This is a genomic window from Vulcaniibacterium tengchongense (genome assembly GCF_003814555.1).
Lineage (GTDB): Bacteria > Pseudomonadota > Gammaproteobacteria > Xanthomonadales > Xanthomonadaceae > Vulcaniibacterium > Vulcaniibacterium tengchongense.
Map to the genome: position 1 here is coordinate 1 of NZ_RKQN01000010.1, position 16,662 is coordinate 16,662.

Annotated in this window: 13 protein-coding genes and 1 tRNA gene; all 14 read left to right on the forward strand. The window is 67.5% G+C overall.

The annotated features are described in order from the left end of the window. A partial coding sequence (locus EDC50_RS16085; RefSeq protein ID WP_484606927.1) for an EF-Tu C-terminal domain-related protein occupies positions 1 to 95 on the forward strand: 95 nt, incomplete at its 5' end. A 172-nt stretch (positions 96 to 267) separates the two neighbouring features. Continuing rightward, positions 268 to 343: transfer RNA gene (locus tag EDC50_RS16090), tRNA-Trp, on the forward strand. Positions 344 to 430: 87 nt separating this feature from the next. Further along, positions 431 to 808, forward strand: a complete 378-nt coding sequence (gene secE, locus EDC50_RS16095) for a preprotein translocase subunit SecE (RefSeq protein WP_123771574.1) — start codon at positions 431 to 433, stop codon at positions 806 to 808. 5 nt (positions 809 to 813) lie between these two features. Next, a complete protein-coding gene (nusG, locus tag EDC50_RS16100; protein WP_123771576.1) occupies positions 814 to 1,383 on the forward strand; it encodes a transcription termination/antitermination protein NusG in 570 nt (189 codons plus the stop codon). Positions 1,384 to 1,613: 230 nt separating this feature from the next. Next, positions 1,614 to 2,042 carry a 50S ribosomal protein L11 gene (gene rplK, locus EDC50_RS16105; protein WP_123771578.1) on the forward strand — a complete coding sequence of 143 codons (429 nt, stop codon included), beginning with the start codon at positions 1,614 to 1,616 and terminating at the stop codon, positions 2,040 to 2,042. Between the two features lie 3 nt (positions 2,043 to 2,045). Next, the gene (rplA, locus tag EDC50_RS16110; RefSeq protein ID WP_123771579.1) at positions 2,046 to 2,744 is read left to right on the forward strand and encodes a 50S ribosomal protein L1; all 699 of its coding nucleotides are present in this window, start codon (positions 2,046 to 2,048) and stop codon (positions 2,742 to 2,744) included. A 551-nt stretch (positions 2,745 to 3,295) separates the two neighbouring features. Continuing rightward, positions 3,296 to 3,826, forward strand: a complete 531-nt coding sequence (rplJ, locus tag EDC50_RS16115; RefSeq protein WP_123771581.1) for a 50S ribosomal protein L10 — start codon at positions 3,296 to 3,298, stop codon at positions 3,824 to 3,826. Between the two features lie 61 nt (positions 3,827 to 3,887). Beyond that, the gene (rplL, locus tag EDC50_RS16120; RefSeq protein ID WP_123771582.1) at positions 3,888 to 4,262 is read left to right on the forward strand and encodes a 50S ribosomal protein L7/L12; all 375 of its coding nucleotides are present in this window, start codon (positions 3,888 to 3,890) and stop codon (positions 4,260 to 4,262) included. Positions 4,263 to 4,621: 359 nt separating this feature from the next. Further along, entirely contained in the window at positions 4,622 to 8,773 is a 4,152-nt protein-coding gene (gene rpoB, locus EDC50_RS16125) for a DNA-directed RNA polymerase subunit beta (RefSeq protein ID WP_123771584.1), read from the forward strand. 87 nt (positions 8,774 to 8,860) lie between these two features. After that, positions 8,861 to 13,075 (forward strand): DNA-directed RNA polymerase subunit beta', encoded by a 4,215-nt coding sequence (gene rpoC, locus EDC50_RS16130; protein ID WP_123771586.1) that lies wholly within the window; start codon positions 8,861 to 8,863, stop codon positions 13,073 to 13,075. Between the two features lie 279 nt (positions 13,076 to 13,354). After that, positions 13,355 to 13,729, forward strand: a complete 375-nt coding sequence (rpsL, locus tag EDC50_RS16135) for a 30S ribosomal protein S12 (protein WP_123771588.1) — start codon at positions 13,355 to 13,357, stop codon at positions 13,727 to 13,729. Between the two features lie 50 nt (positions 13,730 to 13,779). Beyond that, the gene (gene rpsG, locus EDC50_RS16140; RefSeq protein ID WP_123771589.1) at positions 13,780 to 14,247 is read left to right on the forward strand and encodes a 30S ribosomal protein S7; all 468 of its coding nucleotides are present in this window, start codon (positions 13,780 to 13,782) and stop codon (positions 14,245 to 14,247) included. Positions 14,248 to 14,384: 137 nt separating this feature from the next. After that, positions 14,385 to 16,475, forward strand: a complete 2,091-nt coding sequence (gene fusA, locus EDC50_RS16145) for an elongation factor G (RefSeq protein ID WP_123771591.1) — start codon at positions 14,385 to 14,387, stop codon at positions 16,473 to 16,475. A 92-nt stretch (positions 16,476 to 16,567) separates the two neighbouring features. After that, positions 16,568 to 16,662: GTP-binding protein (locus tag EDC50_RS16150; RefSeq protein WP_038054197.1), on the forward strand; the 95-nt coding region annotated here is incomplete at its 3' end.

Sequence of the window (16,662 nt, forward strand, 5' to 3'; positions counted from 1 at the left end):
TCAACCCGGTGGCGATGGACGAGGGCCTGCGCTTCGCGATCCGCGAGGGCGGCCGCACCGTCGGCGCGGGCGTGGTGAGCAAGATCATCAAGTGAGCTCCGGTGCGCGCCGGCCATGCCGGGGCGCCACTTTCCGGCGGCGCGGCGGTCTCAGGGCGGCTCCGCCGGAGAGGCGATCCAAGGGCGAGCCGGCGACGGCTCGCCGTCGCCGTCTCAGGCGGGCCGAATCGCGCGATCCGGCCGCGACGGCTAAACTGTTCGAACGTGTACGCCAGTAGCTCAATTGGCAGAGCAGCGGTCTCCAAAACCGCAGGTTGGGGGTTCGAGTCCCTCCTGGCGTGCCAGCAGACGCGGATCCCTCCGCAACAGTCCGGCCGCGCGCGGCCGGGCTCTCAACCGAGAACGCGGCCCGGCGCCGCGCGATGGATTGGATGAATAGCAAGGTCGAACAATCCGGGGGCGCCTCCGCCGGCGACATCGCCAAGTACGTGCTGGCGCTGTTGCTGGTCGCGGCCGGCGTCGCCGCCTACATCTACTTCGACCAGTGGGCCGGCCCGCTGCGCGCGCTGGTCGTGGTCGCCGGGCTGGTGCTGGGCGCGGGCGTGTTCCTGGTCACCGCCAAGGGCGCGCAGACCCGCGAATTCCTGTCCGAATCGCGCTTCGAGCTGCGCAAGGTGGTCTGGCCGACGCGCCAGGAAGCCTTGCGCACCACCTGGGTGGTGATGATCGCGGTCGCCGTGCTGAGCCTGCTCCTGGCCGGTTTCGACCTGGTGATCCAGGCGGCGGTCAAATACCTGCTGGGGCGTTGAGAAATATGAGCGAGATCCAAAAACGCTGGTACGTGGTGCACGCCTACTCCGGCTTCGAGAAGTCGGTGGCGCAGGCGCTGCGCGACCGCATCGCCCGCGCCGGGATGCAGGACAAGTTCGGCGAGGTGCTGGTCCCAACCGAAGAGGTCGTGGAGATGCGTTCCGGCCAGAAGCGCCGTTCCGAGCGCAAGTTCTTCCCGGGCTACGTCCTGGTCCAGATCGAGACCCGCGACGAGGCCGGCATTCCGCGCATCGACAACGAGTGCTGGCATCTGGTCAAGGAAACGCCGAAGGTGATGGGCTTCATCGGCGGCACCGCCGACCGCCCGCTGCCGATCCGCGACGAGGAGGCCGACGCCATCCTGCAGCGCGTGCAGGAGGGCGTGGAGAAGCCCAAGCCGAAGGTGCTGTTCGAGCCGGGCGAGATGGTCCGGGTCATCGACGGTCCGTTCAACGACTTCAACGGCGTGGTCGAGGAGATCAACTACGAGAAGAGCCGCCTGCGCGTGGCGGTGCTGATCTTCGGCCGGTCGACCCCGGTGGAGCTCGAGTTCGGCCAGGTCGAGAAGGCGTAAGCGGCGGCCCGGCCCGTTCAGCCTCGGCTCGCCCGCCCGACGCCGAAATTCCTGCTATAGTTGCCGGCTCGCCGCCGCCTGGGCGGGCCGGACGCCCCGGCCGCCGCACGGCGGCCGTCGCCGTTGCGACGGCGGCTCCGGGCGCGAAACGAACGTGAATGCCGGGACACGTGCCTTTCCCGGCCCGATGGGGAGCCTGAACAGCAGGCGCTAGCACCCGGAGAGCAGAAATGGCTAAGAAAGTAGTCGGTTACATCAAGCTGCAGGTCAAGGCCGGCCAGGCCAACCCGTCGCCGCCGGTGGGTCCCGCCCTCGGCCAGCGCGGCCTGAACATCATGGAGTTCTGCAAGGCGTTCAACGCCGCCACGCAGAAGCTCGAGCCGGGCCTGCCGATTCCGGTGGTGATCACCGCGTATTCGGACCGCACCTTCACCTTCGTCACCAAGACCCCGCCGGCGACGATCCTGCTGAAGAAGGCCGCCGGCATCCAGTCCGGTTCCAAGCGCCCGAACACCGAGAAGGTCGGCAAGGTCACCCGCAAGCAGCTTGAGGACATCGCCAAGCAGAAGGAGCCCGACCTGACCGCGGCCGATCTGGACGCGGCGGTGCGCACGATCGCGGGTTCGGCCCGCAGCATGGGTCTGGTGGTGGAGGGCTAAGCAATGGCAATGAGCAAGCGTCAGAAGGCCATCAAGGCCGCCGTCGTTCCGGGCAAGACCTACGCGATCGACGAGGCGATCAAGATCGTCAAGACCGCGACCCGCGCCAAGTTCGTCGAGTCCGTCGACGTCGCCGTGCGCCTGGGCGTGGACGCGAAGAAGTCCGACCAGCAGGTGCGCGGCTCGACCGTGCTGCCGGCCGGCACCGGCAAGACCGTGCGCGTGGCGGTGTTCTGCCCGCCGGGCGCGAAGGCCGACGAGGCCCTGGCCGCCGGCGCCGACGTGGTCGGCATGGACGACCTGGCCGAGAAGATGCAGGCCGGCGACCTGAACTACGATGTCGTCATCGCCACCCCGGATGCGATGCGCGTGGTCGGCAAGCTGGGCCAGGTGCTGGGCCCGCGCGGCCTGATGCCGAACCCGAAGGTCGGCACCGTGTCGCCGAACCCGGCCGAGGCGGTGAAGAACGCCAAGGGCGGCCAGGTGCGCTACCGCACCGACAAGGCCGGCATCATCCACTGCACCATCGGCAAGGCCAACTTCGAGGACGCCTCGCTGAAGGACAACCTGCAGGCGCTGCTGCTGGACCTGATCAAGGCCAAGCCGGCCACCGCCAAGGGCCAGTACCTGCAGAAGATCTCGATCAGCACCACCATGGGCCCCGGCGTGACCGTGGACCAGGCGTCGCTGGCGCTGAAGTGACGCATAGGCGCGCCGCGCTCGGCGCGCGCGCCTTCGCCGATGCGCCATCCCCGCGGAGGCGGGGCGGCGACTCGGTTCTGTTGTTGCAGTGCAATTCGTAGCCCCGGTTTCCCGCCTTCTCGGGAGCGACGGGCGAAGCGGCGGGCGGAGCGCAATCTCCGCCGCCAAGTTTTTGAGGGCGTCGCGGAGGGTTCCGATCCGAAGCGGGCCGTCAAAGACCGCAGGTGCGGTCAGCGCGCGACGACGACGGGCAGGGAAGCTCGTGTTGGCAGGGAATCGCCGTCGTCGCCAGCGGGATCGCTTAATCGGACTCGCAAGAGCCGGCCTGCGCAGATGGTGAAGCCCCCTCTGGAATCTCCGGAAAGGGCCAGCCACCGGGACGCACGGCGTCCCCGGCGTCACGGAAGGCGCCGCCCAGGACCGCAAGCGGCAGGAGCCGCGAGCGGAGTTGACGAAGTCGGGACTCGCGAGACGGCTTCGGGTTCGGCAGGGCGATCGCTCGTTCGAATCACGAATCACGGATCACGAATCACGGCTTTTGGAGGAGTGCAATGGCTCTCAATCTGACCCAGAAGCAAGAAGTCGTCGCCGAGCTGGCCGAGGTCGCCGCCAAGGCACACTCCTTGGTCGCCGCCGAGTACGCGGGCACCACGGTCGAACAGATGACCGCGATGCGCAAGAAGGCCCGCGAGACCGGCGTGTACTTGAAGGTCGTCAAGAACACGCTGGCCGCGCGCGCCGTCGCCGGTACCGAATTCGAGGTTGTCAAGGACAAGCTCGTCGGTCCGCTGCTGTACGCGTTCTCGACGGAAGAACCCGGCGCCGCCGGCCGTCTGATCAAGGAATTCGCCAAGGGCAACGACAAGCTGCAGGCCAAGGTCGTCGCCGTGGGTGGCCAGGTGTATCCGGCCAGCCACGTCGAGGTGCTGGCCTCGCTGCCGACCCGCGAGCAGGCCCTGGCCATGCTGGCGCGCGTGCTGGCCGAACCGGCGGCGATGTTCGCCCGCGCGGTCAAGGCGGTCGCCGACAAGCAGGGCGGCGGCGAAACCGCTCCGGCCGAGGCCGCGGCGGAAACCGCCTGACGGCGTCGCGACGAACCCTTTCCACCGATTCGCAAGATCCAATTTCCAGAGGTAAACGCAAATGTCCCTTTCCAACGAGCAGATCGTCGACGCCATCGCCGAAAAGACCCTGATGGAGGTGATGGAGCTGGTCAAGGCCATCGAGGAGAAGTTCGGCGTCTCCGCCGCCGCCCCGGTCGCCGTGGCCGCCGGCCCGGCCGCCGCCGCGGCTCCGGCCGAGGAGCAGACCGAGTTCACCGTGGTCCTGAAGGCCGCCGGCGACAAGAAGGTCGAGGTCATCAAGGCGGTCCGCGCCATCACCGGCCTGGGCCTGAAGGAAGCCAAGGACCTCGTCGAAGGCGCCCCGCAGACCGTCAAGGAAGGCGTGTCGAAGGAAGACGCCGAGAAGTTCAAGAAGGACCTCGAAGCCGCCGGTGCCAGCGTCGAGCTCAAGTAAGCCGTACTTGCGTCGCCGGATGTCATTGGCGACCGCCGAAGGCTGGGGCCGGGAGGCCCCGGCCTTTGGCCGTTGATGTAAACCAGAAAACCCAACCGAGTTGGTAGTTGGAAGCAGCAGCAGAGGGCGTGCGGGTGCCGGCAATACCCGCGGCTTCCAACTGACAGTTCCCTTTCCAAGAAGGGGATTCGAGATTCGAGATTCGAGATTCGCCACAACCTCAAAGCCGTCGTCCCCGGCCAGCGCGGGACCCGCTTCGCGGTCGCTCCGGAGCGGTCCGCGGCCCGGACGACGAGGAGAGGCGGCTCCCGGATCCCCACTCCCGATTCCCGGCTCAAAACCCGAGGCGGTAGCTCACCATGACGTACTCGTTCACCGAAAAGAAGCGCATCCGCAAGGACTTCGGCAAGCGCAAGTCCATCCTCGAAGTGCCGTTCCTGCTCGCGATCCAGGTCGACTCCTACCGCGAATTCCTGCAGGAGAACGTCGAACCCTCCAAGCGTGAGGACAAGGGCCTGCACGCGGCGCTGAAGTCGGTGTTCCCGATCGTCAGCTACAGCGGCAACGCCGCGCTGGAGTACGTCGGCTACAAGCTCGGCGAGCCGGCGTTCGACGAGCGCGAGTGCCGCAACCGCGGCCTGTCCTACGGCGCGCCGTTGCGCGTGACCGTGCGCCTGGTGATCTACGACCGCGAGTCGTCGACCAAGGCGATCAAGTACGTGAAGGAGCAAGAGGTCTACATGGGCGAGATCCCGCTCATGACCGAGAACGGCACCTTCATCGTCAACGGCACCGAGCGCGTCATCGTCTCGCAGCTGCACCGCTCGCCGGGCGTGTTCTTCGACCACGACCGCGGCAAGACCCACAGCTCGGGCAAGCTGCTGTACAGCGCCCGCATCATCCCCTACCGCGGCTCCTGGCTGGACTTCGAGTTCGACCCGAAGGACGCGCTGTTCACCCGCATCGACCGCCGCCGCAAGCTGCCGGTCACGGTGCTGCTGCGCGCGCTCGGCTACACGAACGAGGAGATGCTGCGCGAGTTCTTCGAGATCAACACCTTCCACATCGATCCGAAGGAAGGCGTGCAGCTCGAGCTGGTGCCGGAGCGCCTGCGCGGCGAGACCCTGAACTTCGACCTGTCCGACGGCGAGCGCGTGATCGTCGAGGCCGGCCGCCGCATCACCGCGCGCCACGTCAAGCAGCTCGAGCAGTCGGGCATCGCCGCGCTGGCGGTGCCGGACGAGTACCTGCTCGGCCGCATCCTCGCCCACGACGTGGTCGACCCGGCCACCGGCGAGCTGCTGGCCGCGGCCAACGACGAGATCAGCGACGAGCAGCTGGCCAAGTTCCGCAAGGCCGGCATCGAGACCGTCGGCACCCTGTGGGTGAACGACCTCGACCGCGGCGCCTACATCTCGCACACCCTGCGCATCGACCCGACCCGCACCCAGCTGGAAGCGCTGGTCGAGATCTACCGCATGATGCGCCCGGGCGAGCCGCCGACCAAGGACGCCGCGCAGAACCTGTTCCACAACCTGTTCTTCACCTTCGAGCGCTACGACCTCTCGGCCGTGGGCCGGATGAAGTTCAACCGCCGCCTCGGCCGCAAGGAGACCGAGGGCGCGCCGGTGCTGTACGACGCCAAGTACTTCGCCGAGCGCAAGGACGACGAGTCCGTGCGCATGCGCGAGACGTGCGGCGCCAGCTCCGACATCCTCGACGTGATCCGCGTGCTGTGCGAGATCCGCAACGGCCGCGGCACCGTGGACGACATCGACCACTTGGGCAACCGCCGCGTGCGTTCGGTCGGCGAAATGGCCGAGAACGTGTTCCGCGTCGGCCTGGTCCGCGTCGAGCGCGCGGTCAAGGAGCGCCTGTCGATGGCCGAGTCCGAGGGCCTGACCCCGCAGGAGCTGATCAACGCCAAGCCGGTGGCGGCCGCGATCAAGGAGTTCTTCGGCTCCTCGCAGCTGTCGCAGTTCATGGACCAGAACAACCCGCTGTCGGAGGTCACCCACAAGCGCCGCGTCTCCGCGCTCGGCCCGGGCGGCCTGACCCGCGAGCGCGCCGGCTTCGAGGTGCGCGACGTGCACCCGACCCACTACGGCCGCGTCTGCACCATCGAGACGCCGGAAGGCCCGAACATCGGCCTGATCAACTCGCTGGCGGTGTTCGCCCGCACCAACAAGTACGGCTTCCTCGAGACGCCGTACCGCAAGGTCGTGGACGGCAAGGTCACCGACGAGGTCGAGTACCTGTCGGCGATCGAGGAGAACGAGTACGTCATCGCCCAGGCCAACGCGCCGCAGGACGAGAAGGGCAACATCACCGCCCAGTTCGTCGCCTGCCGCTACCAGGGCGAGTCGATGCTGCGCCCGCCGAGCGAGATCCACTACATGGACGTCTCGCCGATGCAGACCGTGTCGGTGGCGGCGGCGCTGGTGCCGTTCCTCGAGCACGACGACGCCAACCGCGCGCTGATGGGCGCGAACATGCAGCGCCAGGCCGTGCCGACGCTGCGCGCGCAGAAGCCGCTGGTCGGCACCGGCATCGAGCGGGCCGTGGCGCGCGACTCCGGCGTGACCGTGAACGCCCGCCGCGGCGGCACGGTCGAGCAGGTCGACGCCGGCCGCATCGTGGTCAAGGTCAACGAGAGCGAGATCTCCGGCGAGACCGACGCGGGCGTCGACATCTACTCCCTGGTCAAGTACACCCGCTCCAACCAGAACACGTGCATCAACCAGCGTCCGCTGGTGAACGTGGGCGACCGCGTCGAGCGCGGCGACGTGCTGGCCGACGGCCCGTCGACCGACATCGGCGAGCTCGCGCTCGGCCAGAACATGCTGGTCGCGTTCATGCCGTGGAACGGCTACAACTTCGAAGACTCGATCCTGCTCTCCGAGCGCGTGGTCAAGGAGGACCGCTACACCACGATCCACATCGAGGAGCTGACCTGCGTCGCCCGCGACACCAAGCTGGGGCCGGAGGAGATCTCCGCCGACATCCCGAACGTGTCCGAGCAGGCGCTGAACCGCCTCGACGAGTCGGGCGTGGTGTACATCGGCGCCGAGGTGCGCGCCGGCGACATCCTGGTCGGCAAGGTCACGCCGAAGGGCGAGTCGCAGCTGACGCCGGAAGAGAAGCTGCTGCGCGCGATCTTCGGCGAGAAGGCCTCGGACGTTAAGGACAGCTCGCTGCGCGTGCCCCCGGGCATGGACGGCACCGTCATCGACGTGCAGGTGTTCACCCGCGACGGCATCGAGAAGGACAAGCGCGCCAAGCAGATCGAGGAAAGCGAGATCCGCCGGGTCAAGAAGGACTTCGACGACCAGTTCCGCATCCTCGAGGCCGCGATCTACGACCGCCTGCGTTCGCAGCTGGTCGGCAAGGTCGCCAACGGCGGCCCGGGCCTGAAGAAGGGCGATACGGTCACCTCGCTGGTGCTGGACAGCCTGCCGAAGAAGGACTGGTTCTCGCTGCGCATGAAGGACGAGGAGGCGGTCGAGGCGATCGAGCGCGCGCAGAAGCAGATCGAGGCGCACAAGGCCGAGTTCGAGAAGCGCTTCGCCGACAAGCGCGCCAAGATCACCCAGGGCGACGACCTCGCGCCGGGCGTGTTGAAGATGGTCAAGGTGTTCCTGGCGGTGAAGCGCCGCATCCAGCCCGGCGACAAGATGGCCGGCCGCCACGGCAACAAGGGCGTGGTCTCGACGATCGTCCCGGTCGAGGACATGCCGTACATGGCCGACGGCACCACCGTCGACATCGTGCTGAACCCGCTGGGCGTGCCGAGCCGCATGAACATCGGCCAGATCCTCGAGGTGCACCTGGGCTGGGCCGCCAAGGGCCTGGGCCAGAAGATCCAGCGCATGCTGGAGGCGCAACAGAACGTGGCCGAGCTGCGCGCGTTCCTCGACCAGATCTACAACCACGACAGCAAGCTGCACGGCGAGCGCGTCGACCTGTCGCAGTTCAGCGACGAGGAGCTGGTCAACCTGGCCAGGAACCTGACCGACGGCGTGCCGATGGCCACCCCGGTGTTCGACGGCGCGACCGAGGCCGAGATCAAGCGCATGCTCGAGCTCGCCGAACTGCCGACCGGCGGGCAGACCACGCTGTACGACGGCCGCACCGGCGAGGCGTTCGAGCGGCCGGTCACGGTCGGCTACATGCACATGCTGAAGCTGAACCACCTGGTCGACGACAAGATGCACGCGCGCTCGACCGGCCCGTACTCGCTCGTCACCCAGCAGCCGCTGGGCGGCAAGGCGCAGTTCGGCGGCCAGCGCTTCGGCGAGATGGAAGTCTGGGCGCTGGAAGCCTACGGCGCGGCCTACACCCTGCAGGAAATGCTGACGGTGAAGTCCGACGACGTGCAGGGCCGCAACCAGATGTACAAGAACATCGTCGACGGCGAGTACGAGATGGTCGCCGGCATGCCGGAGTCCTTCAACGTGCTGGTCAAGGAAATCCGCTCGCTCGCGATCAACATGGAACTCGAGGAGAACTGAGTTCGGGATGGACGGGCGGCCGCGCCGCGGGCGCGGCTCCCGCTCTGACGAATCTCGAATCTCGAATCCCGAATCCCGGAGAATCCAATGAAAGACCTGCTCAACCTCTTCAACCAGCAGCGGACCACGATCGACTTCGACGCGATCAAGATCGGCCTCGCTTCGCCGGACCTGATCCGCTCCTGGTCCTACGGCGAGGTCAAGAAGCCGGAAACGATCAACTACCGCACCTTCAAGCCGGAGCGCGACGGCCTGTTCTGCGCCGCCATCTTCGGCCCGATCAAGGACTACGAGTGCCTGTGCGGCAAGTACAAGCGCATGAAGCACCGCGGCGTGGTCTGCGAGAAGTGCGGCACCGAGGTCACCTTGGCCAAGGTGCGCCGCGAGCGCATGGGCCACATCGACCTGGCCAGCCCGGTCGCGCACATCTGGTTCCTGAAGTCGCTGCCGTCCCGCATCGGCCTGATGCTGGACATGACCCTGCGCGACATCGAGCGCATCCTGTACTTCGAGGCCTACGTGGTCACCGAGCCGGGCCTGACCCCGCTCGAGCGCGGCAGCCTGCTCACCGAGGAGCAGTACCTGCAGGCGCGCCAGGAGCACGGCGACGACTTCGAGGCGTCGATGGGCGCCGAGGCCGTCTACGAGCTGCTGCGCACGATCGACCTGCAGGCCGAGATGGTGAAGCTGAAGGAGGAGATCGCCTCCACCAACAGCGAGACCAAGCTCAAGCGCCTGACCAAGCGCATCAAGCTGGTCGAGGCCTTCCTCGAGTCCGGCAACCGTCCGGAGTGGATGGTGCTGACCGTGCTGCCGGTGCTGCCGCCGGACCTGCGCCCGCTGGTGCCGCTGGACGGCGGCCGCTTCGCGACCTCCGACCTCAACGACCTGTACCGCCGCGTCATCAACCGCAACAACCGCCTGCGCCGCCTGCTCGAGCTGAACGCGCCGGACATCATCGTGCGCAACGAGAAGCGCATGCTGCAGGAGTCGGTGGACGCACTGATGGACAACGGCCGCCGCGGCCGCGCCATCACCGGCACCAACAAGCGCCCGCTCAAGTCGCTGGCCGACATGATCAAGGGCAAGCAGGGCCGCTTCCGCCAGAACCTGCTCGGCAAGCGCGTGGACTACTCCGGCCGTTCGGTCATCGTGGTCGGCCCGACCCTGCGCCTGCACGAGTGCGGCCTGCCGAAGAAGATGGCGCTGGAGCTGTTCAAGCCGTTCATCTTCGCCAAGCTGCAGCGCCGCGGCCTGGCCACCACGATCAAGGCCGCCAAGAAGCTGGTCGAGCGCGAAGAGGCGGAAGTGTGGGACATCCTCGAGGAGGTGATCCGCGAGCATCCGGTGCTGCTGAACCGCGCGCCGACCCTGCACCGCCTCGGCATCCAGGCGTTCGAGCCGGTGCTGATCGAAGGCAAGGCGATCCAGCTGCACCCGCTGGTCTGCACCGCGTTCAACGCCGACTTCGACGGCGACCAGATGGCCGTGCACGTCCCGCTGAGCCTCGAGGCCCAGCTGGAGGCGCGCGCGCTGATGATGGCGTCGAACAACATCCTCTCGCCGGCGAACGGCGAGCCGATCATCGTGCCGTCGCAGGACGTGGTGCTCGGCCTGTACTACATGACCCGCGCCCTGGAGAACAAGAAAGGCGAGGGCATGGTGTTCGCCAACGTGGCCGAGGTGAAGCGCGCCTACGACAACCGCGTGGTCGAGCTGCACGCCAAGGTCAAGGTGCGCATCACCGAGGCGGTCAAGGGCGACAACGGCGTGGCCGAGGAGAAGAGCTCGATCGTGGACACCACGGTCGGCCGCGCGCTGCTGCGCGAGATCCTGCCGGAAGGCCTGCCGTTCGCCCTGGTCAACACCGAGCTGACCAAGAAGGCCATCAGCCGCCTGATCAACTCCTGCTACCGCATGCTCGGCCTGAAGGACACGGTCGTGTTCGCCGACAAGCTGATGTACACCGGCTTCGCGTTCGCCACGCGCGCCGGCGTCTCGATCGGCATCGACGACATGATCATCCCGGCCGAGAAGAAGGACATCCTGGCCGAGGCCGAGGCCGAGGTGCTGGAGATCCAGGAGCAGTACCAGTCGGGCCTGGTCACCGCCGGCGAGCGCTACAACAAGGTGGTCGACATCTGGTCGCGCACCAACGAGCGCGTGGCCAAGGCGATGATGGACGCGATCGGCACCGACAAGGTCGAGAACGCCAAGGGCGAGGTCATCGAGCAGAAGTCGATGAACTCGATCTACATCATGGCCGACTCGGGCGCGCGCGGCAGCCAGGCGCAGATCCGCCAGCTGGCCGGTATGCGCGGCCTGATGGCTAAGCCGGACGGCTCGATCATCGAGACCCCGATCACCGCGAACTTCCGCGAAGGCCTGAACGTCCTGCAGTACTTCATCTCGACCCACGGCGCCCGCAAGGGCCTGGCGGACACCGCGCTGAAGACCGCGAACTCGGGTTACCTGACCCGCCGCCTGGTCGACGTGGCCCAGGACGTGGTGATCACCGAGAACGACTGCGGCACGCTCGACGGCCTGACCATGACCCCGATCGTGGAAGGCGGCGACGTGGTCGAGCCGCTGCGCGACCGCGTGCTCGGCCGGATCGTGGCCGAGGACGTGTACCTGCCGGGCAACGACGACGAGCCCATCGTCCGCCGCAACACCCTGCTCGACGAGCAGTGGGTGCAGAAGCTGGACGACGCCGGCGTGCAGTCGATCAAGGTCCGCTCGACCATCACCTGCGAAAGCGCCTTCGGCGTGTGCGCGCACTGCTACGGCCGCGACCTCGGCCGCGGCCACCTGGTCAACCTCGGCGAGGCGGTCGGCGTGGTCGCCGCGCAGTCGATCGGCGAGCCGGGCACGCAGCTGACCATGCGTACGTTCCACATCGGCGGCGCGGCCTCGCGCGCGGCGGCGATCGACAACGTCACGGTCAAGACCACCGGTACGGTCAAGTTCAACAACCTCAAGCACGTCGACCACGCCAGCGGCCACCTGGTCGCGGTGTCGCGCTCGGGCGAAGTCTCGGTGCTCGACGCCCACGGCCGCGAGCGCGAGCGCTACAAGCTGCCGTACGGCGCGACCATCACCGTGCGCGACGGCGACGCGGTCAAGGCCGGCCAGCAGGTCGCGAACTGGGATCCGCACAACCACCCGATCGTGTCGGAAGTGGCCGGCTTCGTCCGCTTCGTCGACTTCGTCGACGGCGTCACCGTCATCGAGAAGACCGACGAGCTCACCGGCCTGGCCTCGCGCGAGATCACCGATCCGAAGCGCCGCGGCTCGCAGGGCAAGGACCTGCGTCCGATCGTCCGCATCGTCGACAAGAACGGCAAGGACCTGACCATCCCGGGTACCGACCTGCCGGCGCAGTACCTGCTGCCGCCGCGCTCGATCGTGAACCTGCAGGACGGCGCGCCGGTCGGCGTGGGCGACGTGGTCGCCAAGATCCCGCAGGAGGCCTCCAAGACCCGCGACATCACCGGCGGTCTGCCGCGCGTCGCCGACCTGTTCGAGGCGCGCAAGCCCAAGGACCCGGCGATCCTGGCCGAGCGCTCGGGCGTGGTCAGCTTCGGCAAGGACACCAAGGGCAAGCAGCGCCTGATCATCAAGGACGCCGACGGCGGCGAGCACGAGGAGCTGATCCCGAAGTACCGCCAGATCATCGTGTTCGAAGGCGAGCACGTGGAGAAGGGCGAGACCATCGTGGACGGCGAGCCCGCGCCGCAGGACATCCTGCGCCTGCTCGGCGTGGAGCCGCTGGCGGCGTACCTGGTCAAGGAGATCCAGGACGTGTATCGCCTGCAGGGCGTGAAGATCAACGACAAGCACATCGAGGTGATCATTCGCCAGATGCTGCGCAAGGTCGAGATCACCGACGCCGGTGACAGCAAGTTCCTCAACGGCGAGCAGGTCGAGCGCCAGCGCGTGCTCGAGGAGAACGCGCGCCTGGAGGCCCGCAACGAGATCCCGGCGAAGTTCGAGCCGGTGCTGCTGGGCATCACCAAGGCCTCGCTGGCGACCGAGTCGTTCATCTCCGCGGCCTCCTTCCAGGAGACCACCCGCGTACTGACCGAGGCGGCCGTCCGCGGCACCCGCGACAACCTGCGCGGCCTGAAGGAGAACGTGATCGTCGGCCGGCTGATCCCGGCGGGCACGGGCCTGGCCTACCACACCAAGCGCCGCCGCGGCGCCACCGGCCTGACCGAGTCCGAGCTGGCGACCCTGGCCGGCGAGGGCGGCGAAGGCACGGAAACCCCGGCCGAGGCCGAGCAAACCGACGCGAGCTGAGCTACGCTGCCGCGTCACTTTCGACGGCCTCCCCGCGAGGCCGTCCAGATCACGAAATGAGGCGCAGGGAGCGCCTCGTGTTCGGCCCAGGAGGGCGGGATCGCAGCATGCACCGGGCCGCCGCCCCTCCGGCGGCCGGCCCGGGCTTTCGGTTTAGTCCGCGTTGACGGTGGCGTCGAGCGCGGGCTATACTTTTTCGTCTCGGTATGCCGGGTGCATTCGGCCTGCCGTTCGTCTTTTCACGCAAGGGCCTCGCGGCCTTTCACCAAAGAGCTCCAGATGGCGACGATCAATCAGCTGGTCCGCAAGCCGCGGCAAGCGACCACCTACAAGAGCGCCTCGCCGGCGCTGGCGAACTGCCCGCAGCGTCGTGGCGTTTGCACCCGTGTCTACACCACCACCCCGAAGAAGCCGAACTCGGCGCTGCGCAAGGTGGCCAAGGTGCGCCTGACCAACGGTTACGAGGTCATCTCGTACATCGGCGGCGAGACCCACAACCTGCAGGAGCACTCGGTGGTGCTGATCCGCGGCGGCCGCGTCAAGGACCTGCCAGGCGTGCGCTATCACACCGTGCGCGGTGCGCTCGACGCCGCCGGCGTCGCCAAGCGCCGCCAGGGCCGCTCCAAGTACGGCGCCAAGCGCCCGAAGTCCTAACCGGCCGGTCCAGGCCGCCGTACGAGATAACGAAAGGATAGGTACGCACCATGTCGCGTAAAGGTTCCGCCCCTCAGCGCTCGATCCTGCCGGATCCCAAGCACGGCAGCGAGACGATCGCGCGCTTCATCAATATGGTCATGCAGAGCGGCAAGAAGTCCGTCGCCGAGAAGATCGTCTACGGCGCGATGGACGTCATCGGCGAGAAGAACGCCAATGCCCTCGAGTTGGTCGAGAAGGCGCTGGGCAACGTCGCCCCGGCGGTCGAAGTGAAGTCGCGCCGCGTCGGCGGCGCCACCTACCAGGTGCCGGTCGAAGTGCGCGCCTCGCGCCGCATGGCGCTGGCGATGCGTTGGCTGATCGAGTCGGCGCGCAAGCGCGGCGAGAACGGCATGCCGCGCAAGCTCGCCGCCGAGCTGATCGACGCCTCGGAAAACCGCGGCGGCGCGATCAAGAAGCGCGAAGAAACCCACCGCATGGCGGAAGCGAACAAGGCCTTCGCTCACTACCGCTGGTGATCTGAGCGCCCCGGCAACGGGGCCTCGCACGGCGCCGGTCCGGCGCCGCCGCGGCGGCGAAACCGCCATGCGACCCGGAAGCCGCCCCTGGGGCGGCGTCCGGCCATCTGGAATTCGAAAACTTACGAGAGGGTCCCGTGGCTCGCACCACTCCCATCGAGCGTTACCGCAACTTCGGCATCATGGCCCACATCGATGCCGGCAAGACCACCACGACCGAACGCATCCTGTTCTACACCGGCGTCAACCACAAGCTCGGCGAAGTGCACGAAGGCGCCGCGACGATGGACTGGATGGAGCAGGAGCAGGAGCGCGGCATCACCATCACGTCCGCGGCGACCACCTGCTTCTGGAAGGGCATGGACCACAACTTCCCGGAGCATCGGTTCAACATCATCGATACCCCGGGCCACGTCGACTTCACCATCGAGGTGGAGCGCTCGCTGCGCGTGCTCGACGGCGCGGTGTTCGTGCTGTGCGCGGTCGGCGGCGTGCAGCCGCAGTCCGAGACCGTGTGGCGCCAGGCGAACAAGTACGCCGTGCCGCGCATGGCCTTCGTCAACAAGATGGACCGCACTGGCGCCAACTTCGAGAAGGTCGTCGAGCAGCTGAAGTCGCGCCTGGGCGCCTACGCGGTGCCGATGCAGGTGCCGATCGGCGCCGAGGACAACTTCGAGGGCGTGATCGACCTGGTCAAGATGAAGGCGATCCACTGGGATCCGGCCTCGCAGGGCACCAAGTTCGAGTACCGCGACATCCCCGCCGAGCTGCAGGCCAAGGCCGAGGAAGCGCGCAGCTTCATGGTCGAGGCCGCCGCCGAGGCGTCCGAGGAGCTGATGGACAAGTACCTCAACGATGGCGACCTGTCCGAGCCCGAGGTGATCGCCGGCATCCGCGCGCGCACGATCAAGACCGAGATCGTGCCGGTGTTCTGCGGCACCGCGTTCAAGAACAAGGGCGTGCAGGCGATGCTGGACGCCGTGATCCAGCTGCTGCCGTCGCCGGTGGACCGCCCGCCGGTGCAGGGCATCGACGACAACGAGCAGCCGGCCAGCCGCAAGGCCTCGGACAACGAGCCGTTCTCGGCGCTGGCGTTCAAGATCATGACCGACCCGTTCGTCGGCTCGCTGACGTTCTTCCGCGTCTACTCGGGCGTGCTGAGCGCCGGCGACCAGGTCTACAACCCGGTCAAGAGCAAGAAGGAGCGCATCGGCCGCATCCTGCAGATGCACGCCAACCAGCGCGACGAGATCAAGGAAGTGCGCGCCGGCGACATCGCCGCCGCGGTCGGCCTGAAGGACGTCACCACCGGCGACACGCTGTGCGCGCAGGACCATGTCATCACCTTGGAGCGGATGACGTTCCCGGAGCCGGTGATCCACATGGCGGTCGAGCCGAAGACCAAGTCGGACCAGGAGAAGATGGGCGTGGCCCTGAGCCGCCTGGCGCAGGAAGACCCCAGCTTCCGCGTGCGCACCGACGAGGAATCCGGCCAGACCATCATCGCCGGCATGGGCGAGCTGCACCTCGAGATCATCGTCGACCGCATGCGGCGCGAGTTCAACGTCGAGGCCAACGTCGGCAAGCCGCAGGTCGCGTACCGCGAGACCATCCGCAAGCCGGTCAAGGTCGAAGGCAAGTTCGTGCGCCAGTCCGGCGGCAAGGGCCAGTTCGGCCACGTCTGGATCGAGATGTCGCCGAACGAGGAAGGTAAGGGCTACGAATTCGAGAACGCCATCGTCGGCGGCGTGATCCCGAAGGAGTACATCCCGGCGGTGGACAAGGGCATCCAGGAAGCCGCGGCCAATGGCGTGATGGCCGGCTATCCGGTCGTCGACGTCAAGGTCCGCCTGGTCGACGGTTCGTACCACGAGGTCGACTCGTCGGAAATGGCGTTCAAGATCGCCGGCTCGATGGCCTTCAAGGAAGGCTTCATGAAGGCCAGCCCGGTCCTGCTCGAGCCGATCATGAAGGTCGAGATCGTCACCCCCGAGGAGTACCTCGGCGACGTGATGGGCGACGTGAGCCGGCGCCGCGGCATCCTGCAGGGCCAGGACGACAGCCCGTCGGGCAAGGTCATCAACGCGATGATTCCGCTCGGCGAGATGTTCGGCTACGCGACCACCCTGCGCTCGATGTCGCAGGGCCGCGCGACCTTCACCATGGAGTTCGACCACTACGCCGAAGCCCCGGCCAACATCGCCGAGGCGGTGATCAAGAAGGCTTAAAGGCCGAGTCGGAGGCCCGGGGCCGGTGCGGATCGCGCCGGCCCGGGTTCCGCCCCTCAATCCCAATCCCAGCACTTTGAAGAGAGACGACAATGGCCAAGGGTAAATTCGAGCGCACCAAGCCGCACGTGAACGTGGGCACGATCGGTCACGTGGACCACGGCAAGACGACGCTGACGGCGGCGCT

Bases quoted from the DNA above. Each gene is read 5' to 3' on its own strand.
- rpoC (WP_123771586.1), top strand. From the start codon at position 8,861: ATGAAAGACCTGCTCAACCTCTTCAACCAGCAGCGGACCACGATCGAC.
- rpsG (WP_123771589.1), top strand. From the start codon at position 13,780: ATGTCGCGTAAAGGTTCCGCCCCTCAGCGCTCGATCCTGCCGGATCCC.
- rplK (WP_123771578.1), top strand. From the start codon at position 1,614: ATGGCTAAGAAAGTAGTCGGTTACATCAAGCTGCAGGTCAAGGCCGGC.
- secE (WP_123771574.1), top strand. From the start codon at position 431: ATGAATAGCAAGGTCGAACAATCCGGGGGCGCCTCCGCCGGCGACATC.
- rpsL (WP_123771588.1), top strand. From the start codon at position 13,355: ATGGCGACGATCAATCAGCTGGTCCGCAAGCCGCGGCAAGCGACCACC.
- rplA (WP_123771579.1), top strand. From the start codon at position 2,046: ATGGCAATGAGCAAGCGTCAGAAGGCCATCAAGGCCGCCGTCGTTCCG.
- nusG (WP_123771576.1), top strand. From the start codon at position 814: ATGAGCGAGATCCAAAAACGCTGGTACGTGGTGCACGCCTACTCCGGC.
- rplL (WP_123771582.1), top strand. From the start codon at position 3,888: ATGTCCCTTTCCAACGAGCAGATCGTCGACGCCATCGCCGAAAAGACC.
- rplJ (WP_123771581.1), top strand. From the start codon at position 3,296: ATGGCTCTCAATCTGACCCAGAAGCAAGAAGTCGTCGCCGAGCTGGCC.
- rpoB (WP_123771584.1), top strand. From the start codon at position 4,622: ATGACGTACTCGTTCACCGAAAAGAAGCGCATCCGCAAGGACTTCGGC.